This is a genomic window from Saccharothrix sp. ALI-22-I (genome assembly GCF_001984175.1).
In the GTDB taxonomy this organism is placed as follows: domain Bacteria; phylum Actinomycetota; class Actinomycetes; order Mycobacteriales; family Pseudonocardiaceae; genus Actinosynnema.
Map to the genome: position 1 here is coordinate 185,126 of NZ_MTQP01000063.1, position 23,762 is coordinate 208,887.

Consider the following 23,762-nt stretch of genomic DNA (forward strand, 5'->3'; position numbering starts at 1 on the left):
TGATCTTGCCGCCAATTATTTGCAATAACGTTGCGCCAGTCATGTGACGGATTCAGGGGCCAGGCTGCCGTACCTAGCGTCGTCGGCATGGATCTGAACCGTGAAGACGCCAAGCTCGTGCTCGTCAACCACGGCCGCGTGCCGTTCGACCCGCGCCCCGACGGCCTGCTGGACGTGCGGTGGCTGGAGAGCCTGGACGACGGCGGGATCGTCACCTACTCGCAGTGGTCCGGCCCGGCCGAGGTGGACGGGGCCGTCGCCTACCGCCGCTACCGGTCCGGTGTCATGGCCGACCCGGAACGGCCGGTGGGGTGCGTGGTGCTGGTGGAGGCGGAGTTCGACCGGCCCGATGTCGCCGAGGAGTGGATCGACCTGGTGTTCGCCGCGTTGGCGGACGAGGAGGTGCCGCATCCCGGCGGGATTTCCGCGACCTTCCACGTGAGCGAGGACGGGATGCGGATGCTGAACTACGCCGAGTGGACGTCGGCCGAGGCGCACGAGGACGCGTTGGCGCGCGGCAACGGCGCGGTCGGTCTGTCGGCGGTGTGGCAGCGTGTCCAGTCGTTCCCCGGTCTCAAGGGCGGCGGCGTCCGGCGTTACCGGGTCGTCGGCGAGTAAGGCGATACTGGCGGCATGGGTAAGACCTATGAACGCATCGAAGGACGCCTGCGCGAGTTCATCGAGGCGCAGCCGGTGTTCTTCACCGCCACCGCGCCGCTGTCGGCCGACGGGCACGTAAACGTGTCGCCGAAGGGCCGCAGGGGCACGTGGCGGGTGCTGGACGACCGGCGGGTGGCGTACCTGGACTTCGGCGGCAGCCACGCCGAGACCATCGCCCACCTGCGGGAGAACGGCAGGATCACGTTGATGTGGTGTGCGTTCGACGGTCCGCCGAACATCGTGCGCGTGCACGGCACGGGTGAGCCGGTGTTCCGCGACGATCCGAGGTTCCCCGAGCTGGTGGCCGGGTTCGGCGACGCGGACGGACCCGCGCTGCGGGCGGTCGTGGTGGTGACCGCGAAGCTGATCAGCGACACCTGTGGGTTCGCTGTGCCGTTCATGGACTACCAAGGGGAACGGACGCTGCACGCGGACTACTTCGGACGCAAGTCCGACGACGAGTTCAACACGTACTGCCAGAGCAAGGACTACAACGCGGTCAGCATGGACGGGCTGCCCGCGCTGCCGCTGCCCCTGCCGCCGCGTTAGTCCCTTGGTGTTCGAGGCGGCGTGGTACGGCACCGGACCGCGCCGGCTCGACCGGACCACTGCGCGCTCAGCCGGTGGCGGCGCCGAACCACGTGGGCAGCCGGCCGAGCAGGTCTTGCTGGTCTTCACCGACCCACGCCACGTGGCCGTCCGGCCGCAGCAGCACGGCGGGCACGTCCAGTTCCTCGCTGACGTCCACGACGTGGTCGACCCGGTCCGCCCAGCCCGCCACCGAGAGCCGGCCGGTCTGGTCGAGCAGCAGCCCGCGGCCGCCGTGCATCAGCCCGTAGAGGCGTCCGCCCTTCAGCGCCACGTCCCGCATCCGCCGGCCGAGCAGTTCGTGGCCCTCGCCGAAGTCGTAGCGGACCCCGATCGCGGTGATCTTCTCGATCAGGTACCGGTTCACGTCCTCGAAGTCCATCAGCTCGGTCAGCAGCCGACGCACCGCCTGGGCACCCGGCTCGGGGGACATCAGCTCCGCCTGCGCGCGGGTGTTGTCCAGCACGGCGGCGGCCACCGGGTGCCGTTCGGTGTGGTAGCTGTCCAGCAGCGCCTCCGGTGCCCAGCCGTTGATCTCGGCGGCCAGCTTCCAGCCGAGGTTGAACGCGTCCTGGATGCCGAGGTTGAGGCCCTGTCCGCCCATCGGCGGGTGGATGTGCGCCGCGTCGCCGGCCAGCAGCACCCGACCTACCCGGTACCGCTCGGCCAGCCGGGTGGCGTCGCCGAACCGGGAGAGCCAGCGCGGCGAGTGCACGCCGAAGTCGGTGCCGGCGACCTCCCGGATCTGTTGCTTCAGCTCGTCCAGGGTCGGCGGGACCGTGCGGTCCTCGGCCACTCCGGCTGCGGGCGCGACGGCGCGGTACACCCCGTCGCCGATGGGCCCGACGCCGAACCCCTTGTGGGTCTCGCGGGCTTCGGCCACCACGGCCGCCACCGTCTCCGGCGACGCGGTCAACTCCACCTCACCCAGCAGCCACTCTTTCCTGGCGGGCTCGCCGGGGAAACCGACGCCGAGCAGCTTGCGCACCGTGCTGCGGCCGCCGTCGCACCCGACGAGGTAGCGAGAGCGCAGTTGCGTGCCATCGGCCAGCTCGACGGTCACCCCGTCCTCGTCCTGGCTCAGCCCGACCAGTTCGCAGCCGCGCCGGATTTCGGCACCGACCTCGGTGGCGTGCTCGGTCAGCAGGCGGTCGGTGGTGGTCTGCGGGATGCCGAGGATGTACGGATGCGCGGTGTCCAGCCGGTCCGGCGAGGGCTTGATGATGCCGGCGAAGAAACCACCGAGCGGGTACTGCCGGCCCAGCGCGAGGAACCGCTCCAGCAGTCCGCGCTGGTCCATCACCTCGACGCTGCGCGCGTGCAGGCCCAGCGAGCGCTCGATCCTGGTCGGCTCCGCGTCCTTCTCCAGCACGACCACGTGCACGCCGTGCAACCGCAATTCACCGGCCAGCATCATGCCGGTCGGTCCGCCACCGGCAACGATCACGTCAATCATGAAAACCCCCCATTCGACAACGCTGTATTTCGACGTCCCGCAAGACCCTGATTTCCGCAGGTACCGGCTTCGGCCGGAGATTCTGCAGCACAACCGGGGTCTTGCGGCAAGACCCCCTGTGCGCTATAAGTTGAGAGTGGCAAGGAGTGGGCAACCTCCTTGCCTTTGCTTTTGTCTTTTGTGGTCCGCTGTGCGGTTGTCGTGTGACATCGTCTGCGCCGTGACGGACTACGTGTTCTTCTGGAAGCCCGAAGGGGTGCCGGGCGCGCCGGTCGGCGCGGAATGCCTGAGCCAGTGGTGGGAAGGGCCGTTCACGGTGGACGGGCGGACCTACCGGACCGCCGAGCACTTCATGATGTGCGGCAAGGCGCTGCTGTTCGGCGACGAGGACACCGCCGCCCGGGTGCTCGCGGCATCCACGCCCGGCGAGGCCAGGTCGCTGGGCCAGCAGGTGCGGGGGTTCGACGAAGGCACGTGGGTGGCCAATCGGCTCGACGTCGTGGTGCGCGGGAACCTGGCGAAGTTCGGTGCGCACGACGACGCGCGCGAGTACCTGCTGGGCACCGGGGACCGGGTGTTGGTGGAGGCGAGCCCGCTGGACCGGATCTGGGGCATCGGGTTGGCCGCGGACGACGAGCGCGCGGCCGACCCGAGCACCTGGTTGGGCCTGAACCTGCTCGGTCAGGCCCTGATGGACGTGCGGGACCGGCTCAGACGAGGGTGAGCACGATCTTGCCGCGGGTGTGGCCGGAGTCGATCAGCTCGTGGGCCTTGGCGGCTTCGGCCAGCGGCAGCACGGAGTCCAGTTCGGGGCGCAGCGCGCCGTTCTCGGCGAGTTCGGCCAGGGCGAGCAGACCCTGCCGGTCCGGTTCGACCAGCAGGACGGCGGTGCGCACGCGAGTGCCCGCGGCCTCGACCAGCTGGTCGTAGCCGTTGCCGAGGATGGTCACCACGATGCCGCCGTCCTTGACGGTGGGCACGGAGCGGGCCGCGAGGTCGCCGCCGACGGTGTCGAACACGACGTCCACGTCCCGCACCGCGTCGGCGAAGTCGACCGCCGTGTAGCGTCGGACCGGCTCGCCGCCCGGCACCTTCCCGACTCGTCCTGTCGCCCATCCGATAATCGGCGGCCCCACCGGTCCGGCCCCGATATCCTTGACCCCAAATGAACACGATGTCGCACGCTGACCTGCGCAAACGCCTGTCCGAACTCATGTCGCGGGACCAGCGGAGGCTGGAACGCAGGCTCGACGGCGCACGCAAGGTCCGCGACGACACGGCCCGCGACGCCGTCCTGGCCGGGATCGAAGCCGAGATCGAGGCCGCCGAGCTGCGCGTGGCGCTGCGCCGCGAGGCCGTGCCGAAGATCACCTACCCGGCCGAGCTGCCCGTCAGCAACCGCAAGGACGACATCGCCGCGCTCATCCGCGACCACCAGGTCGTGATCGTGGCCGGCGAGACCGGCTCCGGCAAGACCACCCAGCTGCCCAAGATCTGCCTCGAACTCGGCCGCGGCGTGCTCGGCCAGATCGGCCACACCCAGCCCCGCCGCCTCGCCGCCCGCACCGTCGCCGAACGCGTCGCCCAGGAGCTGGACACCGAACTGGGCAGCGCGATCGGCTACAAGGTCCGGTTCACCGACCAGTCCGGCGAGGACACCCTGGTCAAGCTCATGACCGACGGCATCCTGCTGGCCGAGCTGCAGACCGACCGGATGCTGTCGCGCTACGACACGATCATCATCGACGAGGCCCACGAACGCAGCCTCAACGTCGACTTCCTGCTCGGCTACCTCAAACAGCTCCTGCCGCGCCGCCCCGACCTCAAGGTCGTCATCACCTCCGCGACCATCGACCCGCAGCGGTTCTCCCGCCACTTCGGCGACGCCCCGATCATCGAGGTCTCCGGCCGCACCTACCCCGTCGAGGTCCGCTACCGGCCGATCGTGGACCCCGACGACCCGGACGCCGACCCCGACCGCGACCAGACCCAGGCCGTCTGCGACGCCGTGCGCGAACTGCAGGCCGAGGGACCCGGCGACGTGCTGGTGTTCCTGTCCGGCGAACGCGAGATCCGCGACACCGCCGACGCCCTGGCCGCCCTGGAGCTGCGCAACACCGAGATCCTGCCGCTGTACGCGCGGCTGTCGTTCGGCGAGCAGCACCGCGTGTTCCAGCCGCACACCGCCCGCCGCGTCGTGCTCGCCACCAACGTCGCCGAGACATCGCTGACCGTGCCCGGCATCAAGTACGTCGTGGACCCCGGCACGGCCCGCATCTCCCGCTACAGCCACCGCCTCAAGGTGCAGCGGCTGCCGATCGAACCGGTCTCCCAGGCCTCGGCCAACCAGCGCAAGGGCCGCTGCGGCCGGGTGTCGGAGGGCATCTGCGTCCGCCTCTACAGCGAGGACGACTTCGACGCGCGCCCGGAGTTCACCGACCCGGAGATCCTGCGCACCAACCTGGCCTCGGTCATCCTGCAGATGACCTCCATCGGCCTGGGCGACATCGCCGCGTTCCCGTTCATCGACCCGCCCGAGGCCCGCAACATCAACGACGGCGTGCAGCTGCTGCAGGAACTGGGCGCGCTGCTGCCCGCCGAGCAGAAGCTCACCCCGCTGGGCCGCAAACTCGCCCAGCTCCCCGTCGACCCGCGCCTGGCGCGCATGGTGATCGAGGCCGACCGCAACGGCTGTGTCCGCGAGGTCATGGTCATCGCCGCCGCGCTGTCCATCCAGGACCCGCGCGAACGGCCGTCGGACAAGCAGCAGGCCGCCGACGAGTTCCACGGCCGGTTCAAGGACCCGGAGTCGGACTTCACCGCGTTCCTCAACCTGTGGCAGTACGTGCGCGAGCAGCAGAAGGCGCTGTCGTCCAACCAGTTCCGCCGGCTGTGCCGCAACGAGTTCCTCAACTACCTGCGCGTGCGCGAGTGGCAGGACATCTACCAGCAGCTGCGGCAGGTCGCGAAAACCCTCGGCGTGCACGTCAACGACCAGCCCGCCGACCCGCGCAACGTGCACATCTCGCTGCTGTCCGGGCTGCTGTCCCACATCGGCGTCAAGGACGTCCCCAAGCGCGATCCGGGCAAGCGCGCCGCCACCGAGTACCTGGGCGCCCGCAACGCGAAGTTCGCGATCTTCCCCGGCTCCGCGCTGTTCCGCAAACCACCCCAGTGGGTCATGGCCGCCGAACTCGTCGAGACCTCCCGGCTGTGGGGCCGCACCGTCGCCAAGATCGAACCCGAGTGGGCCGAGAACCTGGCCGGACACCTCGTCAAACGCACCTACAGCGAACCCCACTGGGAAGCCAAGCGCGGCTCCGTCGTCGCCCTGGAGAAGGTCACGCTCTACGGCGTGCCGATCGTGGCGTCCCGCAAGGTCAACTACGGGCGCATCGACCCCGAGCTGTCCCGCGAGCTGTTCATCCGGCACGCCCTGGTGCAGGGGGAGTGGACCACCCACCACAAGTTCTTCCACCACAACCGGGAACTGCTCGCCGAGGTCGAGGAACTGGAGAACCGGGCGCGGCGCCGCGACATCGTCGTGGACGACGAGACCCTCTACGACTTCTACGACCAGCGCGTGCCCGCCGACATCGTCTCCGCCCGGCACTTCGACACCTGGTGGAAGAAGGCCCGCCACACCGAGCCCGACCTGCTCACCTTCGACAAGGCGATGCTGGTCAACGACCGCGCCGCAGTCACCCCCGACGCCTACCCCGACGAACTGCGCCGCGGCGGGCTCAGCCTGCCGCTGACCTACCGGTTCGAACCCGGCACCGCCGTCGACGGCGTCACCGTCCGCCTCCCGCTGCCCGCGCTGACCACCCTGCCCGACGACTCGCTGTCCTGGCAGATCCCCGGTCTGCGCACCGAACTCGTCGTCGCGCTCATCCGGTCACTGCCCAAACCGCTGCGCCGCAACTTCGTGCCCGTGCCCGACGTCGCCGCCGCCGCACTGGCCGGCATCGCCACCGACGAACCGCTGCTGCCCGCGCTGGAACGCCAACTGCGCACGTTGACCGGCGTCGTCGTGCCCCGCGACCAGTGGCAGCTCGACCAGGTGCCCGAACACCTCAAGCTCACCTTCCAGATCGTCGACGAGAACGACCGCGAACTCGCCCAGGGCAAGGACCTCGCCGCGCTCAAGGCCAAGCTCCAAGGCCAGCTGCGGGCCACCCTCGCCGCCGCCGCGAGCAACCTCGCCCGCACCGGCCTGACCACGTGGACCATCGGCGACCTGCCCCGCACGGTGCAGCGGCAGCGGTCCGGGATCGTCGTCACCGCCTACCCCGCGCTGGTCGACAAGGGCGACACGGTCGCGGTGGAAATCCTCGACACACCCGGACGGCAACGCCAGGCCATGTGGCGCGGCACCCGCCGACTGCTGCTGCTCAACGTGCCCTCCCCGGTCAAGACCCTGCAACGCGGCCTCAACAACGCCGAGAAACTCGCCCTCACCCGCAACCCGCACGGCGGCGTGGCCCCGCTGCTCGCCGACTGCATTTCCGCCGCCGTCGACAAACTCCTGCGCGACGCCGGCGGACCCGTGTGGGACGAGGCCGCGTTCACCAAGCTCACCGACCACGTCCGCCGCGGCCTGGGCGAGACCACGTTCGACGTGGTGCACAAGGTCCGCCGGGTGCTGGAGGCCGCGCAGGACGTCGAACTGCGGATCAACGGGGTGCGCGGCGCGGTGTTCGACGAATCGCTGGCCGACATCCGCGCCCAGCTCACCGGACTGGTGCACAACGGTTTCGTCACCGAGGCCGGCGCCGACCGGCTCGCCGACGTGCACCGCTACCTGCAGGGCATGGCGCGACGGCTGGAGAAGCTGACCGAGAACGTCCGCCGCGACCAGGAGTGGATGGACCGCGTCCACGCCGTCCACTCCGAGTACCGCGCACTGCGCGCCTCCCTGCCCGCCGACGAACCGCACGAGGAGCTCGACGAGGTGCGGTGGATGATCGAGGAACTGCGGCTGAGCTACTTCGCCCAGACCATCGGCACCCGCTACACCGTCTCCGACAAACGCATCTTCAAAGCCCTCGACGCCGTTCCCCGCTGACCGCACCCGCGGAAAGCGGGCCGCGGCCCGTGCGGCCGGGTCGTCCTAGTCGCCGGCCAACTCCTCCGTCGCCGTGCGGCCCAACTCCGCCGTCCGGCGCAGGAAGTCGGCCAGCAACGCCAGCTCCGCCTCGCTGTAGCCCTCGAACAGGCCGTCCAGCGCCGAGTTCATCCCCGCGTACAACCCGAACAACTCGGCGTTGCGGTCCTTCAACGCGCGCACCGTCACCGCCCGCCGGTCCGCCGCCTGCGGATCACGCTCGCGCGTCACCCACCCCGCCCGCTGCAACCGGTCCAGGATGCCGGTCAACGTCGCCGGGTGCAGCCCCGCCCGCCGCGCCAACTCGCCCGGCGTCATCGGTCCGTGCTCCAGCACCAGCTCCAGGCAGTCCAGATCGACGTCCTTGAGCTCCAGCCGCCGTGAGACCTGGTGGTTGAGCAGCGACAACTGGTTGCGCAGCTCGCGCAGCGCGTCCTTGATGACCGTCACCGTCCGCCGCCGGTCCCGCCCAGGACTTGTGGAACTCATACGATATGGTCTCCGTATCTTATCCGACGCACACGGAGTCTAACCGGGAGGCTGGCAGGGCCCGGCCGGCCGTCAGGATCTGCGACGGCTAGCCCCAATTCCAGTGACTTAAGCAGTTTTCGCAGCTCAGGCCGATTTCGACCCCGGCCGGGCGGTGACGAGTCGGCTGACCTCAGCAATCTTGTACTGCTTGACCTTCGGCGACTTCTACAGGCCGCCCACTCGCTTGTTCATCGTGTCGAGTGTCGGCCAAGGAGGACCGTCGTGCAGCGCGCGCAGAAATTCTTCTCCGAACAGCCTCCCATTCGGAAACTCGTCGCCAAGTTCCCAACGCCACGCTGCGACCATCGCGAGGACGAGCTGTCGGCACTCGTCCAGCAGCCCTTGGTCGATGTTCGGGTAGTGCTCGCAGACCGCCTCGGGAACATGGGCGAGGTCGAACTCGACGGGTCCACGGCAGCACGTCTCGAGGTCGATGAACAACGGGCCGTTTTTCGTGCTGAGCACATTGCCTGGATGCGGCTCGCCGTGGAGCAGCTGCTCCACGGCGCCGCGCTCCTCGATCGCTCGTCGCAGGCTTGCCAGTCTACCGCTGAGGAAGACGCGGTCTGCGTCGGCGAGTTCCGGCGAGCGATCCGGGTCGGCAACGACTTCTTCCGCCTCCGTGATCCGGTCCGTGAACCGTGGGCTCGGCACATCGACCTTGCGCATGCCGACGTGCAGCAGTTCCAGCGCCTTGGCGCAGTCGACTGGTGAGACGTGAGGTGTCACGGGCTCGTAGTAGGTCCACAGCGTCACTGTGAAGCCATCGCGCGTGTACACACGCGGGTCCGCCCGAGGCTCCAAGGGGCACACCGGGCATCCGACCTCGGCGAGCCGCTGAGCGAGCTCGACTTCGAACTGCGCAACCTCTTGTCCCACAGGGGCGACCCGGGCAAAGACGTCGCATGGCGTCAGCCGCAGTGCCAGCTTGTTCGAGTTGTGGAGCACGGTTGCGCCGCTGACCGGCAGGCCGAGCGATGCGGCGGCCGAAGTCGCAGCCGCCATCGCACGCGTAACGTCGGACATCTCCATTCTCAAATCTTGGCACACTGGCCGCCGGTAGTCTCCTCGATTTCTGCGTCTGGCGCGCGAACACCTGAACGGGAGAAGTCATTCAGTGGCTCGATGGGAACGTTTCCCGGCGATCACGGAAGTGGTTATCGTAACAACATCACTCCAGGGTGGTGGGAACGTTTGGCGAGAGCCGACTACGGATTTTGAAAGGCCATGGTTGATCGTGCGGTTCTCGGCGTGTCCTGCGTGGTCGTGATCGGCGTTTGGTCTACGCAGGAGTACGGCATCGACCACCTGGCCGCGATCGTGAAGAACCGGCTCAAACGGATCCAGTACCGACCCGACCTGATCGACGCCTTCTTCGCTCATGCCGGACTGAACCTCGAATCAGAACCGCCGTAATGCCAGCGTTTCAACACCTGTAGCCGCTAAGTCACTGGTATTGGGGCTAGCCGTCCGACCGGTGCAGGGTGATCGTGGTCCACGCGCCCACGTGGACGCGGTCGCCCGGCTCCAGCGGGTGCGGGCGGTTGGGCGGCAACGGGTCGTCGCCCTCGTTCACCGTGGTGCCGTTGGTCGAATCCAGGTCCACCACCGACCAGCCGTCACCCGACGCCACCAGCAGCGCGTGGTTGTGCGAGACACCCGGGTCCTCCGGCGGGCCCAGCAGGTCGATGCCCGGGTAGATGCCCCGCGACCGGCTGCGTCGCCCGATCGACACCTGCCGACCCGACAACTCGAACCGGCGCGGCGGGCAGAACTGCGGGAACGCCATCGCGGCCGCGTCCGGACCACCCACCGCCACCACCCGGTCGAAGTACGCCCGGTCCGCCTCCACCGTCACGTGCCACGACACCGGCGCTTCCACCGCCGGGGGCGGTGCGACCACCGGGTTCAACGAATCGTGCCCGCACTCCTCGCAGAACCGGCCCACCCGCACCGCGCCGCACGCCGCGCACGTCTCCTCGACCACCGTCGACGTCGCGTCGGGCGCGGCGACGGAGGTGGCGGCCGGGGAACCGTCCGGCATCGGCGCGCCGCACACGTCGCAGTAGTCGTCGGTCGCCGAGTCGTGGCCGGCCGGGCACGTCGCCATCCCTAGCCCTTCCCGACCCGCTTGGTCACGGTGGACCGGGTGTCCAGCGTCATCTCGTCCGCGTCGGCCACCCGCGCCCGCAGCTTCACCGTCCCGGTCTTCGGGTCCTCCACGTCCACCACCTTGGCCAGCAGCTTCGCCGTGTCCGTGTTGCCCGACTCGTGCGCGAGCTTCACCGCCCGACCCAGTTTCGCCGTCGCCCGGCCCACGTCACCGGCCTTGCGCGCCTCCAGACCGTCCTGGATCGCCTCGGCCAGCTCCGCCTGCCCGGTGTAGTGGGCGACCTCGGAGTTGATCCGGGTCGACAACGCCGTGTCGTCGGTCCACGTCGCCATCACCCGACCCTGCCCCAGCACCTCGCCCGACGGCCCGACCAGGCTCACCCGCGACGCCAGCATCCGCTCCCGGACCTTCGCCGGCCTCACCACCACGCACAGGTGGTAGTCGCGGCTCTCCCCACCGGCCCACGCCCCGGTGGGGTAGTCACCGGTCCGCGGCCCCGCCTCCACCCGCCGCCCGGTCAGGTCCAGCAGCCCCGGCGACGCCTGCTTCAGGAACCGCACCTGCGCGCCCTCGGGCGTCCACAACCGCAGCGACACGTCCGCCACCGCCTTGCCCATCGCGTTCGCCGCCATGGACCGGAAGTCGTCGGCCAACCCCTCCGGATCGGCCACGATGTCCACCGTCCCCAGCAGCGCCTCGGAGATCCGGCGCAGCTCCGACACCTGCCAGTCCGTGCCCACACCCCGGCAGTCGCACGCGAAGTGGCCCGCCACCTGGTCCAGGATCCGCGACAACTGCTGCGACGTCTCGTGCTGGTTCTCGCCGTCGGTCAACAGGATCGCGTGCTTCGGCCCGCCGACGTGGTCGGCGAACAGCCCGTCGGCCAACAGCAGCCACTGGCCCATCGCCGTGCCGCCGTCCGCGCGCAACCGCTGCACCGCCTGCTTGGCCGCCTCCCGCGTCCGCGGACCCGCCACCTCCAACGCCTGGACGCGCGGGTAGACCATGCGCGCCGAGTCCGTGCCCCCGACCACCGCGAACCGCACCCCGTCGCGCAACGTGTCGATCGCCGCCGCCGTCGCCAGCTTCGCCGCGGCCAGCTTCGTCGGCGGGTACCGCATCGACCCGGACGTGTCCACGATGATCACCTCGGCCCCATCCGGCAAGTCCGCAGGCGCCGACGCGACCGGCGCCACGTCGGCCGCCGTGCCGGTCGCGGTCACCGTGACGATCGCGTTGACCTCCGCGGCCCCCTCCGGCAGGTACTCGTTCTGGAACACCTCGACGGCGAACTCAAGCGCCATGCCCACCCCGCAGTTGAACGACGACCACCGTGATGTTGTCGTGCCCGCCGGCCTTCAACGCGACCTCGACCAGCTCCCGAGCCACCTCGACCGGCGTCACCCCGCGCGGCAGCACCGCCAGCAGGTCCTCCGGCTCCGGCACGTAGTTCCACAACCCGTCGCTGCACAGCACCAGCAGCCCCGGCGTCTCCACCTTGAACGTCACCGTCTGCGGCGCCTCCACCCCCGAGTCCGCGCCCAACCACCGCGACAGCACGTGCGCCCGCCGGTCGGTCAGCGCCTCCTCCTCGGTCAGCACGCCCTCCGCGACCAGCTGCGCCGCCCACGTGTCGTCCGTGGTCAACCGCGCCGCACCCGTCTCGGCCACCAGGTAGGCGCGGCTGTCGCCGACCCAGCCCACCGTCGCCGCATCGTCGGTGACCACCGCCGACACGAACGTGCAGGACGGCGCCACCTCGGCCGCCTCCGGCCGCGCCAACCGGCCCACCGCCTCGTTCGCCGCCACCACCGCGTCCGTCGTGGTCACCTCGGCGTCCGACCCGGACTGCAACCCGGTCAGCAGCACGTCCACCGCCGTGTCCACCGCCGTCTGCGACGCCTGCTCGGCCCGCTCCGACGACGCCACCCCGTCGCACACCACCACCGCGACACCACGCCCGCGGACCCGTCCGAACGCCATCGAGTCCTCGTTGCGCTGCCGCCGCTTGCCCCGGTCGCTCACCCCCGCCACACCGGGCAGCACGAACTCGACCCGGTCCCGCGCCGACGGACGCGCCCGCCCGCACTGCTCGCAGAACCCCTCCGAATCGAACTCCTCGCCACCGCACGCGCACATCGGCGGCCACTGCGCGCCCGGACCACCCACCGGGGTCCGCTGCACGCGCAGGTTGCGCCCGCACGCCTCGCAGAAGCGATCCTGCGCCGACACCGGCGACGAGCACTCGGGACAAGACTCCATACTGTTCACACCAACGTTCTGGGCCGGACCGCGTTAGCGCGGTCGACGAGTGCGATGCGTTCCTCCGGGGTGTCCGCCAACCGCGCCAACTGCCGGTAGCAGCGCTCCAGGCCCGACCTCAGACCCGACTCGCTCACCTCACAGCCCAGCAGCCGCCCCGCCGGCGCGGACCCGTTGCCGGGCAACGACTCCAACGCCACGCGCAGCAACTCCGCGGTCAACCCGGCCCGCCTCGCCACGTCCAACTCCAACCCCGACAGCCTCGCACCCGCCGCCATCACGTTCGCCATCACGTCCTCCGGCGCCACACCCGACCCCGCCCCACCGGCCGGCACCACACCCGTCCCGGCCGCGCCGATCTGCGCCCGGACCGCCGCGACCTGGGCCGCCACGTGGTGGATCGACGTGTCCGGCACCGAATTCAGCACATCTACCGCCGCCTCCCGGTCACCCCGCGCCAACAACACCCGGGCCAACCCGAACGCCGCCGACACGTACGCGTGGTCGGTCCGCCACACCACCTCGTAGTAGGTCGCCGCCGTGTCGCCGTCGCCCCGCGCCTCCGCGCACACCGCCACCGCCAGCTTCGGCGCCGCCTCACCCGGCAGCACGTCGCACACCTGCTCGAACGCCGCCCGCGCCTGTTCCCCCCGACCGTCCACCAACGCCGCCACACCCCGGTACCAGCCCGGCCGCCAGTCGTCCGACGCGGGCGTCCGCGGGTCGTCCGGGTCGAACGGGGACGTCAGCTCGTCCAACTCCGCGTCCGCCTCGGCCACCCGGCCCGCCTCGATCAACGCCCGCACCACCTGCAACCGCACCTCGACCGTCTGCACCGGCGCCCTGCGCAACGCCGCCACCACCTGATCCGGGTCACCGGTCGTCGCCGCCGTCGCCAGGAACCCCGCCGCCGCGTCGGAGGTGTCCACCTGCGGCACCGGCAGCCCCGTCGCCGCCGCCCGCACGTCCAGCCCGCCCTCCGTGCCGAACGACCGCCGCTCCGGCGTGAACTGCCGCGACACACCCGGCCGCGGCACGTCGTCCTGCTGCGCCAACACCTCCCGCAGCACACCGGTCAACTGCTCGGCCATCTCCTCGGCCGTGGCGAACCGCTGCTCCGGATCGGTGTGCGTGGCCCGCTTCAGGAACCGGTGGAACGAGTCGTGCCGGCGCAACAACGGCTGCTCCTCCGGATCGGGCAGCGACTCCTTGTACCGGCCGCGGAAGTCGAACTGGAAGCTCATCACCGCCAACGCCCGGCCCACCGTGTACAGGTCGGAGGCCACCGACGGGCCGTCCGTGCCGATCTCCGGCGCCTGGTAGCCGATCGTGCCGTAGATGGGGGAGTGCCGGTCGTCGATGTGCCGCACCGCGCCCAGGTCGATCAGCTTGAGCTGCTCCTCGGTCTGGATCACGTTGTCCGGCTTGAAATCGCAGTACAGCAGGCCCACGCCGTGCAGGTAGCCCAACGCGGGCAGCACCTCCAGCGCGTAGGCGATCGCCTGCGCCACCGGCAGCGACTCGGTGCCCGTGCCGCCCGCCCGCAGCTGCTTGATCATGTCCTTGACCGACGTGCCGCCGACGTACTCCATCACGATGTAGTCGACCAGCTCGCCGCTGACCCGGTCGGCGTGCCGCACGAAGTTGTGGATCTTGACGATGTTCGGGTGCTCCACCTCGGCCAGGAACCGCCGCTCCGCCATCGCCGCGGCCATCGCGTCCGCGTCACCGGAGTCCAACAGACCCTTGAGCACCACCCACCGGTCGCTGACCGCGTGGTCGGCGGCCAGGTAGATCCAGCCCAGCCCGCCGTGCGCCAGACACCCCAGCACCTCGTACTGGCCGTGCAGCACCTCGCCCGGCTCCAGCTTCGGCGTGAACGAGTAGTGGTGCCCGCAGTGCGCGCAGAACCCCTCCACCCGACCCGGCCTGCCGTCCCGACCGCGGCCGACCTCCTTGCCGCAGCTGGAGCAGAACCGCTTCCCCTCCGGCACCTCCGGGTCGGTCAACACCGCCGCCTTCGGGTCCCGGTACGGCACCCGCGGCACCTCCACCAGCCCCGCGCCCAGCCGACCGCGCCCCGACGACCGGGTCGACCCCGACGCCCGCCGCGACCGACCACCCGACCCGCCCGACGACGTCCCGGCCGACCACGGCGCCGTCCCCGGACCAGTTCCCGGAGCAGTGCCCGGCCCGGTCGCGGGGCCGCTGGCCCGACCGCTGTACGCGCCCGTGGCAGGACCGCTGTCCGCGCCACCACCCGCATCGGCGGCAGGACCACTGCCCGGGCCGGGTGCGGGGGCGGTCACGGCGAGGACCGGTGCCTCCAGACCGCACACGTCGCAGAAACCGTCGTCGTCGATCGCCCCGCCGCAGCCGGCTCGTGGACACGTCCTCATCGGGCCTCCGTCCTCGCCAGCACCGCACGCTGGTACCGCAACACCGCCACCGTCCCCGCGCCCAGGTCGCACGGAGCGCTGAACAGCACGTCACGAGCCTGCCGGTGCAGTGCCGACAGCTCCGCGTCCTCGGCGAACCCGCGGCCGGTCGCCTTCGCCCGGTAGGCGTCCAACCGGCCGCGCAGCTCCGCACGCCGGTCCAGCGACCCGGACAGGTGCGCCAGCACCTCCCGCGCCCGCTCCAGCGCCACACCCACCGCCGTCTCCACGGCCGCCACGTCCGATTCCGCCACGTCCGGAAAACGTCGCCGCAGCCCGTCGAGTGCCCCGGCCACGTCTCCGCCCGGCACCCGCGGGTGGTTCCCGGCGATCTTCGCCACGACCAGCTCCCGCACCTCGCGGGCCCGCGCCCGGATCGACTCCACCTCGGCGATCCGCCGCTCCACGGCCGCCGTGCGCGCCTCGAACGTCCGGTGCAGCGTGCCCAGTTCCCGCACCCGCGCGGCGAGGTCGGCCACCGACGGATCGGGCGTCAACGGGTCGGCCACCGCGCGGGCGTGCGCCGCCGCGACCTCCGCGCGCAGCCGCCCGGCGCCCGGCGAGTCCAGCCCGGCCAACTGCCCGGTCAACGGGTCCAGCAGCTCCAGCCGCCGCGTCCACGCCTCGTGCGCCTCCGTCAACACCGCCGTGACCTCGGCGTACTCGGACTTCATCCGGGCGACCAGCTCACGCAGGGTGATCCGCCGCGCGACCACCGCCGGCCCGGTCAGGGTCCGCACCGGCACAGCCTGCTCGTGCAGCACGACCGCGGGCTCGCGGAGCAACCGCTCCCGCTCCAACGGGTCCCGCGTGTCCCCGGCCTGCCGCAGCAGCGCCCGGTAGGCGTCGAACCACTCCCACAGCCGCACCATGCCGGCGTTCGCCGCCTCCCACCGCCGTGCGGTCTCGCCGGTCAGCGCCGCGCCCCGCAACAGGCGGTGACCGGGGTGGTCGTCCATGGCCAGCAGCGACTCGGCCACCCGGTCGCTCTCCGCCAGGAGGGCCGCCAACTCCTCGTCGGGAGTGTTCATGTCAGTCCCGGTAGACGGCGACGGGCGGCGCCGGGGGAGCCCCGAGCCACCGCCGGTGGATCGACGCCCACGTGCCGTCCGCGCGCAACCGCTCCAGCAGCGCGTTGACGAACCGCACGAAGTCCTCGTCCGCCTTCGGGAACGCCATCCCGTACGGCTCGGCGGTGAACTGCGGACCGACCACCTTCGTGTAGGGGTCCTGCGCGGCGAGCCCGGCCAGGATCGTGTCGTCGGTGGAGATCGCGTCCACCTGCCCCTGCTGGAGCATCACCAGGCAGTCCGTCCAGTTCGGCACCGACACCGGCACCGGCCTGGACGGCGCGGCCGCCACGTTGGCCAGCGAACTGGACCCCTTGGTCACGCACACCCGCCTGCCGCCCAGCGACTCGATGCCCGTCACGTCCGAGTTCGACGGCACCAGCACCCGCTGCCCCGCCTGGTAGTAGACGGTGGAGAAGTTCACCTTCTGCCAGCGCTCGCAGTTCACCGTCATGGTGCGCACCACGATGTCCACCCGGCGTTCCTCCAGCGCCGGGATGCGCTCCTCGGAGGTCAGCACCTTGAACTGGATCGCGCCCGGATCGCCGAAGATCGCCCGCGCGACCTCCCGCGCCATGTCGACGTCGAAACCCTCCAACTCGCCGGAGAACGGGTTGCGGAACCCCATCAGGTAGGAGTTCTGGTCCACCCCCACGATCAGCCGGCCGTGCGCCTGGATCTTCGCCATCGTCGAGCCGGCCGGCATCTGCCCCGGCGCGGGCAACGGCCCCGTCGGGCGCAGGCTCGCCGTCGGATCGCACGACGCGGGCGCCACCGCCGGCGCGCTGGGCGGCGCGGTCAGCTCCACCACGTCCGCCGGTCGCGGCGGCACCGCCGAACCGCCACCGATCGGCGGCGCGCCACTGGGCACCGGCGCGCACGCCGCCAACACCAGCACCAGGACCACCGCGGGCAGCCGTCTCATCGGTACTCCTTCAGCCGCTGCCACAACCCGAACGTCGAGGCCGCCGCCGCCAGCAACGCCAGCACCACCACCCCGGGCACCGCGCCGCCCAACCCGGCCCGCGCCCGCCCGATCGCCCCGGTCAACTCCGCCCGCGCCGCGCCGATCGCGTCCACCAGGTCGGAGTCCAACTCGTCGAACGCCGTGGCCGCGCCCGCCGGGTCACGCCCCAGCGCCACGGCCACCGCCGTCGTGTAGTCGCCGCTGTCGTCGGCCTCCCGGACCCTGCGGTGCGCCTGCTGCCACTGCTCGTGGTGCTCCAGCGCCTCCTCCACCTTCGGCGTCAGCCCTCGCGACCGCACCAACAGGTCGCCCAACTCCTTGTCGACCTCGACGTAACTCGCCTCGTAGGCCGCGCCGCTGCCGCGCGCCACCAGCGTCAACGTCTCGTCGCCGCGCGCGGTCAGCGTCGCGATCCGCGCCCGTGCCAGCAGGTCCACCAGCGTCGCCTCGTTCCTGCTGGCCGAGGCGCTGTAGACCACCACGAGGCTCGCCGCCAGCACCCACAGCAGCGAGATCGCGGTCAACGCGGTCGCCACCACCAGACCCGGGTTGAACACCCGGTTCGTCCTGCGGGTCAGGTACCGCTGCGCGAACACCAGCACCGCCAACGCCAGCACGCCCAGCAGGAACTCCAGCCACGGCAGCGACCCCGCGCCCCCCAGGTCGCGCACCACGTCCCCGTTCTCCACCCGGTACAGCTCCCGTGCCGCGGGCAACAGCTGGTCCCGCATCAGCGTGGACGCCTCCCGCAGGTACGCCGCGCCCACCGGGTTGCCCTGCCGGTTGTGCGCGCGGGCCGTCTCCACCAGACCCGTGTACACCGGCAACTGGCCCGACAACGTCGACAGCGCCGTGGTCAGCTCGGGGGAGCGGATGATCTCGCTGGTCGCCACGGACAGCGCCGCGGCCGCCTTCGCCACGTCCGCCTCGTAGCGCCGGCGCAGATCCGCCGACTCCACACCACCGGACAGGAACGCGCTCGACGCGGTGGCGTCGGCGTCCGCCATCGCCCGGTAGACCTCCTGGGCGGCGAACGCGAGCGGCTCGCTGTGGTCGGCCAACGCCTCCAACGCGTCCGACCGGCGCTGCACCGCCCCCGCGGTCAACGCCCCGACCAGCAGGCTCAGCACGATCAGCAGCAGGGCCAGCAGGCTCAGCCGGCCCGGCGTGCTGCGCGCCAAGCCGGTCACCCGGCGCACGGCACCGCGGTTCCGCTGAGCCTCGACCAGCACGACCGCCCCCTTCCCGAGGTGATCGGCGCCACTCGCCGCACCGCTAGCGTAGATCGAAATCCACCAATCGGGACGCGAATGCACCGAACCGGCCTGGCGGGAGCACTCTCCGCCACCACTGGCGCGATCTTCTCGGAGGTTGGCCGTCCGGCTGCTGGCCGAAACCCGGCACATCGACCACGATCGAAGTCATGAGTCCCATGCGCGCCATCAGCCAGACCCGACTCGGCGGCCCGGAGGTGCTGCACGAAGTCACCCTCCCCAAACCCCAACCCGGCCCCACCGAAGTCCTGGTCAGGGTGCACGCCGCCGGGGTGAACCCGGTCGACGCGAAGACCCGCCGGGCCGCCGGAATGCTCGGCGAACCGCCGTTCGTGCTGGGCTGGGACGTGTCCGGCGTGGTCGAGGAGGTCGGCTACGGGGTCACCCTGTACAAGCCGGGCGACGAGGTCTTCGGCATGCCGCTGTTCCCCCGCGAGGCCGGCGGCTACGCCGAACACGTCGTCGCACCCGCACGCCACTTCGCCCGCAAGCCGGGCACGCTGGACCACCCGCACGCCGCCGCGCTGCCGCTGGTCGGCCTCACCGCGTGGCAGAGCCTGGTCGAGACGGCCGACGTCCAGTCCGGCCAACGGGTCCTCGTGCACGCCGCCGCCGGCGGTGTCGGGCACGTCGCCGTGCAGATCGCCAAGGCCCGCGGCGCCCACGTCATCGGCACCGCCAGTGCCGGCAAGCACGACTTCGTCCGCCGGTTGGGCGCCGACGAGGTCGTGGACTGGGCGGACGCGCACGTGGACGGCGGGCGCGGCGGTGCCCACCCGGTGGTCCGGCGCCGTGGTCCGGAGCCGGTGGTTCAGATGCGGTAGGGGCTGGCGCCGTCGTCGAGATCGGTGACGAGGGTCTTGAACCGGGCCATGAGCAGCCGGTGCAGGCCGGGGCCGAAGCTGACCCGCGCCACGCCGAGCGCGGCCAACTCGGCCGGGGTGGGCGAGCCGGGGCCGTGGGCGATGTTCACCGGGCGGCCGCCGACCGCGTCCACGAACCGCGCGATGTCGTCGGCGGGCAGGCCGAGCGGGTAGACGCAGTCCGCGCCCGCCTCGAAGTAGGCCAGGGCGCGCCGCACGCTCTCGTCGAAGGACCGGTCGCCGTGGATGTGCACGTCGATCCGGGCGTTGATGACCAGTTCGGGGTCGGCGGCGCGCACGGCGGCCAGGAACTCGGCCTGCTCGGCGATGTCGATCATGGTCTGGGTGGCGGGGTCGGAGTCTTCGAGGTTGCAGCCGGCCGCGCCCGCCTCGGCCAGCCGCGCCGCGATCTGTGCCGGCGACAGGTCGTAGCCGCGTTCGATGTCCACGGTCACCGGCACGTCGACGGCGGAGGCGATCCGGCGGACGGCGGCGAACGCCTCGTCGGCGGGCGTGCCGTGGCCGTCGGGGTAGCCGAGGGCGGCGCTGATCGCGGCGCTGGCGGTGGCGACGGCCCGGTGGCCCGCGTCGGCCACGACCCGCGCGGACGCGGCGTCCCACACGTTCGGCAACACCACGGGCAGGCCGGGGATGTGCAACGCCCGCAACTCCCCCGCCGCCTTCACGTCCACGGTCACGTGTCGATCCCCCACATCGTCTCGTCCTGCGCGTAGATCCACACTACGTACACACCGGGCCGCGAAACCCGCGATCACGCCGACCGGCGCACGATCCGAGAAGCCCGTCGGCTCCTGACCGGAGTCGGTCACCAGGGTCGGTCACCGTGTCGTGGCACGACCCGTCCTGCGCGACGTGGCAGGGCGTGATCGTCGGGTACGCGACTCCGGCCGAGCACGCCCACCGCGCCGCGCCGGACACGTCGGCCCCGGTCCTGGCGTGGAGTGCGGCGTTACGGCTTGAGGTCCAGGGCCGCGCTGAAGGTGCCGTCCATGTAGAACGGGGTCGAGGTGTGCTCGTGGGCGATGCGCCACGTGCCGTCGACGTGCCGCAGGCACACCGTGGAGCGGAACCACAGGTCGAACGGCTCGGTGGCGCCCTGCGGGACGGCGGACATGCGGTTGAGGCTGTGGCAGAACGCGAGGCGACCCTCGACGGTGATCTCCAGGTCGCGGATCTCGTAGTCCACGGGGGACGCGAACCCGGCGAACCAGGCGCGCAGCGCCTCGGGGTCGAGCACTTCGGGCGCGGTGTGCTTCAGGGGCGGTGCGAGGGTGAAGGTGACGGCGTCGGGCAGGTAGTCGGCGACGAGGCGGTCGGCGTTGCCGTCGCGCATCGCGGCGGCGCGTTCCTCGATCAGGTCCCGGACCATGGTGTGCGAGCTCATGGCGGTCCTCCCTTCCGGTGCGGCACCCCCGTCGGGCGCCTTCCACCGGTGACGTAGAAGCTGGGTGGGCATTCTCGACATCCCGGGCCGGTTTTTCGGAGGTTCTGGTGAAGTACCTGGTCCTCATCTACAGCAACCCCGAGTCCCGCGCGATCTGGGACGCGATCGGCAACGAGGACCGGGCGACCGGTCTGGAGGCCTATTCCGCGTTGAACGAGGAACTGGCCGCCTCCGGCGAGCTGGTGGTGACCGAGGCGCTGGCGGACCCGGCGCAGACCACGCGGGTGACGGTGCGCGATGGGCAGGCGTTGACCACCGACGGGCCGTTCGCCGAGGCCAAGGAGCTGCTGGCCGGGTTCTACCTGGTCGAGTGCGAGGCCCGGGAGCGGGCGGTGGAGATCGCGGCACGCATCCCCGAAGCGCAGTTGGGGCTGGTGGAGGTGCGGCCGGTGCTGTCCTCGCTGGACGACTTCCTGCTTTGAACGGGACGCGACCCGTGAAGGGGACGGGCGCCGTGACCGGCATCGGTCCGCTGCTGCGGGAACTCGCGCCGCAGGCGCTGGGCGCGTTGGTGCGCCACCACGGCGGGTTCGACGCGTGCGAGGACGCCGTGCAGGAGGCCCTGCTCGCGGCGGCGACGCGGTGGCCGGTCGACGGGGTGCCGGACAATCCGAGAGGGTGGCTCATCACGGTCGCGTCGCGGCGGCGGATCGAGATGTGGCAGGCGGACACCGCGCGCCGGCGGCGGGAGGAGACGGCGTTGGCCGGGCTCCACCGGGTGGACGCGGTGCGCGCCCACCTGCTGGAGCTGGCGGGCGACCGCGAGAAGGCCCGGGAGCACTACGCGCGGGCCGCCCGCGCCACGCTCAGCCTGCCCGAGCGCCGTTACCTCGAAGAGCGCGCCAGGGCCAGCCGCTAGGCCCGACCAGCCCACCGGCCCACCGGTCCGGCGCGGGCGGATCGGCCACACGAAGCCCGCCGCGCTCGGCGGACGGCGGATCGCCGCTTCACCCGAACGCGGACCGCGGTGCGTGGTCGACGCGGCCGTGCGAGCCATAACACCAGCTCGAAGGGCATAAAGGACAAGAGCTGTCCTGAATAGGGGCGTGCTGATGCGCCAACCACAAACCGCCGTTCGGCGGCTGGCGAACCGGCACCAGGGCCGATGAGCTGGATCATGCGATGAGTCGGGGGACCCATCGAGGGGGAGTTGGCTTGTTCCGACCCGTGCCGGTGCCCGTGCTGCCGCCCAGCACCGCACTGGCCGACCTGGCGACCGCGGGCGAGCACCACGCGTGGCTCGCGGGCACCACCGGCGTGTTCACCAGCCGTCCCTCGGCACCCCTGGTGCTGAGCTGGACCGGCGAGACCTGGCGCGAGGAACCGCTGCCCGACCTGCCCGCCGCGGCGAGCCTGTCCGGGGTGTCGGCCGCCGCGCCCGACGACGTGTGGGCGGTCGGCAACAGCGCCGGCCGCCCGCTCGTGCTGCACTACGACGGCACCGCCTGGCACACCGTCACCACACCCCACATCACCTGGGCCAAAGCCGTCACCGCGGTCGACGGCGGCGACGTGCACGTGGTCGGCACCGGCCGTGACGCCCTGCACTACGACGGCGCCGCCTGGCACCTGCGCACCGTGCTGTCCTCACCCCGCGAGGGCCTGCAGACCATCACCGCCGCCGGACCCGACGACGTGTGGGCGGGCGGCGGCGGCCTCGCCGGCGCCGGACCGGCCAACTACGAGTACCCGGTGCTCGTGCACTGGGACGGCGACTGCTGGACCGACATCGCCGGACCCCGCCTCGAACGCGGCCACATCGCCCGACTCGCCGCCGCCGCACCCGACGACGTCTGGCTCGGCCACGTCCGCGACACCGAAGGCCTGCGCGTGCACCGCTGGGACGGCGAACACTGGGTCGCCGTCCCAGCCCCCGACGACCCCGGCCGGCTCAGCGTGCACGGCGTCGCGGCCGGGTGGACCTGGGGCGTGCGCGCCTCCCGCCACTCCTTCGAGACCAGACCCGCCTTCCACCGGTGGACCGGCGACGACTGGGCCACCGTGCGGCTGCCCGACGAACTCGCCCGCACCTCCGCCTCCCACGTCGGCCTGGCCACCACCGGCACCACCACCTGGGCCTACCTGAAAACAGCGGCGGGAGTGCACGTGCTGCGTCACACTGTCCCGTGACCTTCCGCCTGACCGTCCTGGGCACCGCCACGCCCTACCCACGCCCCGGCAACCCCTGCTCGGGATACCTGCTGCGCACCGAGGACACCGCGGTGTGGGTCGACGCCGGCCCCGGCACCCTCGCCGAGCTGCAACGCCACCACCGACCCGACCTGCTCGACGCGGTGTGGATCTCCCACACCCACGCCGACCACGCCGCCGACCTGCTGCCCTACTACTACGCACTGCTGTTCGCCGGCCAACAACCACGCGCCCCCGTCCCGCTCTACGGCCCACCCGGACTGGCCGCGCGCCTGGAGACCTTCCTCGCCGGCGCGTCCGCCAACCCGGCCGCCGCCGCGTTCGTCGTGCACGAACTGCACGACGGCCACCGCGCCGAGGTCGGCGACCTCACCCTGACCAGCCGCGCCGTCGACCACGGCCTGCCCGCGTTCGGCCTGCGCGCCACCCACGGCGACGCCGTCTTCGCCTACTCCGGCGACACCGGCCCGTGCCCGGCACTGGACGACCTCGCCGACGGAGCCGACCTGTTCCTGTGCGAAGCCGACGGCACCGGGCCGCACCACTGCTCACCCGAGGACGCCGCCGCCGCGGCCACAGGCGCCCGCCGACTGCTGCTCACCCACATCGGCCACACCCTCACCACCACCGAAGCCACCGCCCGCGCCCAGGCACCCATCGCACGAGCGGGCGAAACCCTGCTGATCAGCCGATCGGGAACACGCAAGCCCCGCTGAACCGCGCCGATCCCGCGACAGCCGGCGTCCCGACGACCGCGCCCGTCCCACCCCTCACGGCGGCACAACGAAGTGCACCCCGGACAACAGCGTTCCGCGCG

At 71.6% G+C, this 23,762-nt stretch carries 21 protein-coding genes and 2 pseudogenes; 10 read left to right on the forward strand and 13 right to left on the reverse strand.

Features of this window, described 5'->3' with window-relative positions:
* The first annotated feature begins 87 nt into the window (after positions 1-87).
* Positions 88-618 carry an antibiotic biosynthesis monooxygenase gene (locus tag ALI22I_RS24320; RefSeq protein WP_077007846.1) on the forward strand — a complete coding sequence of 177 codons (531 nt, stop codon included), beginning with the start codon at positions 88-90 and terminating at the stop codon, positions 616-618.
* Between the two features lie 15 nt (positions 619-633).
* Positions 634-1,209: a pyridoxamine 5'-phosphate oxidase family protein gene (locus ALI22I_RS24325; RefSeq protein ID WP_077007847.1), complete on the forward strand. Its 576-nt coding sequence runs from the start codon at positions 634-636 to the stop codon at positions 1,207-1,209.
* Positions 1,210-1,276: 67 nt separating this feature from the next.
* On the opposite strand, the gene rox is transcribed toward ALI22I_RS24325, so the two are convergent.
* Positions 1,277-2,704 (reverse strand): rifampin monooxygenase, encoded by a 1,428-nt coding sequence (rox, locus tag ALI22I_RS24330; protein WP_077007848.1) that lies wholly within the window; start codon positions 2,702-2,704, stop codon positions 1,277-1,279.
* Between the two features lie 220 nt (positions 2,705-2,924).
* Here rox and ALI22I_RS24335 point away from each other — a divergent pair, with 220 nt between their 5' ends.
* A complete protein-coding gene (locus tag ALI22I_RS24335) occupies positions 2,925-3,428 on the forward strand; it encodes an NADAR family protein (RefSeq protein WP_238598541.1) in 504 nt (167 codons plus the stop codon).
* Here ALI22I_RS24335 and ALI22I_RS24340 read toward each other — a convergent pair.
* Positions 3,415-3,795: a zinc-binding dehydrogenase gene (locus ALI22I_RS24340; RefSeq protein ID WP_077007849.1), complete on the reverse strand. Its 381-nt coding sequence runs from the start codon at positions 3,793-3,795 to the stop codon at positions 3,415-3,417. The genes ALI22I_RS24335 and ALI22I_RS24340 overlap by 14 nt on opposite strands.
* 74 nt (positions 3,796-3,869) lie before the next feature.
* On the opposite strand from ALI22I_RS24340, the gene hrpA reads away from it, so the two are divergent.
* Entirely contained in the window at positions 3,870-7,772 is a 3,903-nt protein-coding gene (gene hrpA / locus ALI22I_RS24345; RefSeq protein ID WP_077007850.1) for an ATP-dependent RNA helicase HrpA, read from the forward strand.
* 45 nt (positions 7,773-7,817) lie between these two features.
* Here hrpA and ALI22I_RS24350 read toward each other — a convergent pair whose 3' ends face one another.
* Both ALI22I_RS24350 and ALI22I_RS24355 read right to left on the reverse strand, forming a co-directional pair.
* Entirely contained in the window at positions 7,818-8,300 is a 483-nt protein-coding gene (locus ALI22I_RS24350; RefSeq protein ID WP_077007851.1) for a MarR family winged helix-turn-helix transcriptional regulator, read from the reverse strand.
* Between the two features lie 207 nt (positions 8,301-8,507).
* Positions 8,508-9,374, reverse strand: coding sequence for a phosphotransferase (locus tag ALI22I_RS24355; RefSeq protein WP_179118340.1), 867 nt, complete (start codon positions 9,372-9,374; stop codon positions 8,508-8,510).
* 195 nt (positions 9,375-9,569) lie between these two features.
* Here ALI22I_RS24355 and ALI22I_RS51125 point away from each other — a divergent pair, with 195 nt between their 5' ends.
* Positions 9,570-9,758 carry a hypothetical protein gene (locus ALI22I_RS51125; RefSeq protein WP_179118341.1) on the forward strand — a complete coding sequence of 63 codons (189 nt, stop codon included), beginning with the start codon at positions 9,570-9,572 and terminating at the stop codon, positions 9,756-9,758.
* Positions 9,759-9,804: 46 nt separating this feature from the next.
* Here ALI22I_RS51125 and ALI22I_RS24360 read toward each other — a convergent pair whose 3' ends face one another.
* From ALI22I_RS24360 to ALI22I_RS24390, 7 genes are read right to left on the reverse strand one after another with little or no spacing between them, the layout of a single operon-like run.
* On the reverse strand, positions 9,805-10,452 hold the full coding sequence (locus tag ALI22I_RS24360) for an FHA domain-containing protein (RefSeq protein ID WP_077007852.1): 648 nt from the start codon (positions 10,450-10,452) through the stop codon (positions 9,805-9,807).
* A 2-nt stretch (positions 10,453-10,454) separates the two neighbouring features.
* On the reverse strand, positions 10,455-11,759 hold the full coding sequence (locus ALI22I_RS24365) for a vWA domain-containing protein (RefSeq protein ID WP_077007972.1): 1,305 nt from the start codon (positions 11,757-11,759) through the stop codon (positions 10,455-10,457).
* Positions 11,749-12,717 (reverse strand): protein phosphatase 2C domain-containing protein, encoded by a 969-nt coding sequence (locus ALI22I_RS24370; protein ID WP_077007853.1) that lies wholly within the window; start codon positions 12,715-12,717, stop codon positions 11,749-11,751. Before ALI22I_RS24370 ends, ALI22I_RS24365 begins: the two co-directional genes overlap by 11 nt.
* 5 nt (positions 12,718-12,722) lie before the next feature.
* Positions 12,723-15,116 (reverse strand): serine/threonine-protein kinase, encoded by a 2,394-nt coding sequence (locus tag ALI22I_RS24375; protein WP_077007854.1) that lies wholly within the window; start codon positions 15,114-15,116, stop codon positions 12,723-12,725.
* Complete coding sequence (locus tag ALI22I_RS24380) at positions 15,113-16,186, reverse strand: hypothetical protein (RefSeq protein WP_077007855.1); 1,074 nt, start codon at positions 16,184-16,186, stop codon at positions 15,113-15,115. The genes ALI22I_RS24375 and ALI22I_RS24380 overlap by 4 nt, the downstream gene beginning before the upstream one ends.
* A 1-nt stretch (position 16,187) precedes the next feature.
* A complete protein-coding gene (locus ALI22I_RS24385) occupies positions 16,188-17,150 on the reverse strand; it encodes a glutamate ABC transporter substrate-binding protein (RefSeq protein WP_077007856.1) in 963 nt (320 codons plus the stop codon).
* A complete protein-coding gene (locus ALI22I_RS24390; RefSeq protein WP_077007857.1) occupies positions 17,147-18,424 on the reverse strand; it encodes a hypothetical protein in 1,278 nt (425 codons plus the stop codon). The genes ALI22I_RS24385 and ALI22I_RS24390 overlap by 4 nt, the downstream gene beginning before the upstream one ends.
* 200 nt (positions 18,425-18,624) lie before the next feature.
* On the opposite strand from ALI22I_RS24390, the pseudogene ALI22I_RS24395 reads away from it, so the two are divergent.
* Positions 18,625-19,206, forward strand: a pseudogene (locus tag ALI22I_RS24395) (NADP-dependent oxidoreductase); the annotation flags it as partial.
* 71 nt (positions 19,207-19,277) lie between these two features.
* Here the strand turns inward: ALI22I_RS24395 and ALI22I_RS24400 are convergent.
* Together ALI22I_RS24400 and ALI22I_RS24405 are read right to left on the reverse strand one after the other, a co-directional pair.
* On the reverse strand, positions 19,278-20,027 hold the full coding sequence (locus ALI22I_RS24400; protein WP_238598542.1) for an isocitrate lyase/PEP mutase family protein: 750 nt from the start codon (positions 20,025-20,027) through the stop codon (positions 19,278-19,280).
* 272 nt (positions 20,028-20,299) lie between these two features.
* Positions 20,300-20,734: a YybH family protein gene (locus ALI22I_RS24405; RefSeq protein ID WP_077007858.1), complete on the reverse strand. Its 435-nt coding sequence runs from the start codon at positions 20,732-20,734 to the stop codon at positions 20,300-20,302.
* A gap of 107 nt (positions 20,735-20,841) precedes the next feature.
* On the opposite strand from ALI22I_RS24405, the gene ALI22I_RS24410 reads away from it, so the two are divergent.
* The 4 genes and pseudogenes from ALI22I_RS24410 to ALI22I_RS24425 all read left to right on the forward strand — a co-directional run bounded on the left by ALI22I_RS24410 (position 20,842) and on the right by ALI22I_RS24425 (position 23,661).
* Positions 20,842-21,216, forward strand: a complete 375-nt coding sequence (locus ALI22I_RS24410) for a YciI family protein (RefSeq protein ID WP_077007859.1) — start codon at positions 20,842-20,844, stop codon at positions 21,214-21,216.
* Positions 21,217-21,248: 32 nt separating this feature from the next.
* Positions 21,249-21,491 (forward strand): annotated as a pseudogene (locus ALI22I_RS24415) (sigma factor); the annotation flags it as partial.
* A gap of 458 nt (positions 21,492-21,949) precedes the next feature.
* Positions 21,950-22,924 carry a hypothetical protein gene (locus ALI22I_RS24420; RefSeq protein ID WP_077007860.1) on the forward strand — a complete coding sequence of 325 codons (975 nt, stop codon included), beginning with the start codon at positions 21,950-21,952 and terminating at the stop codon, positions 22,922-22,924.
* Positions 22,921-23,661 (forward strand): MBL fold metallo-hydrolase, encoded by a 741-nt coding sequence (locus ALI22I_RS24425; protein ID WP_077007861.1) that lies wholly within the window; start codon positions 22,921-22,923, stop codon positions 23,659-23,661. Before ALI22I_RS24420 ends, ALI22I_RS24425 begins: the two co-directional genes overlap by 4 nt.
* The last annotated feature ends 101 nt before the right edge of the window (positions 23,662-23,762 follow it).

Excerpts from the sequence above, each read along its gene's own strand:
- ALI22I_RS51125 (WP_179118341.1), top strand. The coding sequence starts at position 9,570 with ATGGTTGATCGTGCGGTTCTCGGCGTGTCCTGCGTGGTCGTGATCGGC.
- ALI22I_RS24370 (WP_077007853.1), bottom strand. The coding sequence starts at position 12,717 with ATGGAGTCTTGTCCCGAGTGCTCGTCGCCGGTGTCGGCGCAGGATCGC.
- ALI22I_RS24385 (WP_077007856.1), bottom strand. The coding sequence starts at position 17,150 with ATGAGACGGCTGCCCGCGGTGGTCCTGGTGCTGGTGTTGGCGGCGTGC.
- ALI22I_RS24365 (WP_077007972.1), bottom strand. The coding sequence starts at position 11,759 with ATGGCGCTTGAGTTCGCCGTCGAGGTGTTCCAGAACGAGTACCTGCCG.
- ALI22I_RS24350 (WP_077007851.1), bottom strand. The coding sequence starts at position 8,300 with ATGAGTTCCACAAGTCCTGGGCGGGACCGGCGGCGGACGGTGACGGTC.
- ALI22I_RS24320 (WP_077007846.1), top strand. The coding sequence starts at position 88 with ATGGATCTGAACCGTGAAGACGCCAAGCTCGTGCTCGTCAACCACGGC.
- ALI22I_RS24355 (WP_179118340.1), bottom strand. The coding sequence starts at position 9,374 with ATGGAGATGTCCGACGTTACGCGTGCGATGGCGGCTGCGACTTCGGCC.
- ALI22I_RS24360 (WP_077007852.1), bottom strand. The coding sequence starts at position 10,452 with ATGGCGACGTGCCCGGCCGGCCACGACTCGGCGACCGACGACTACTGC.
- ALI22I_RS24375 (WP_077007854.1), bottom strand. The coding sequence starts at position 15,116 with ATGAGGACGTGTCCACGAGCCGGCTGCGGCGGGGCGATCGACGACGAC.
- ALI22I_RS24405 (WP_077007858.1), bottom strand. The coding sequence starts at position 20,734 with ATGAGCTCGCACACCATGGTCCGGGACCTGATCGAGGAACGCGCCGCC.
- ALI22I_RS24380 (WP_077007855.1), bottom strand. The coding sequence starts at position 16,186 with ATGAACACTCCCGACGAGGAGTTGGCGGCCCTCCTGGCGGAGAGCGAC.
- ALI22I_RS24325 (WP_077007847.1), top strand. The coding sequence starts at position 634 with ATGGGTAAGACCTATGAACGCATCGAAGGACGCCTGCGCGAGTTCATC.
- rox (WP_077007848.1), bottom strand. The coding sequence starts at position 2,704 with ATGATTGACGTGATCGTTGCCGGTGGCGGACCGACCGGCATGATGCTG.
- hrpA (WP_077007850.1), top strand. The coding sequence starts at position 3,870 with ATGAACACGATGTCGCACGCTGACCTGCGCAAACGCCTGTCCGAACTC.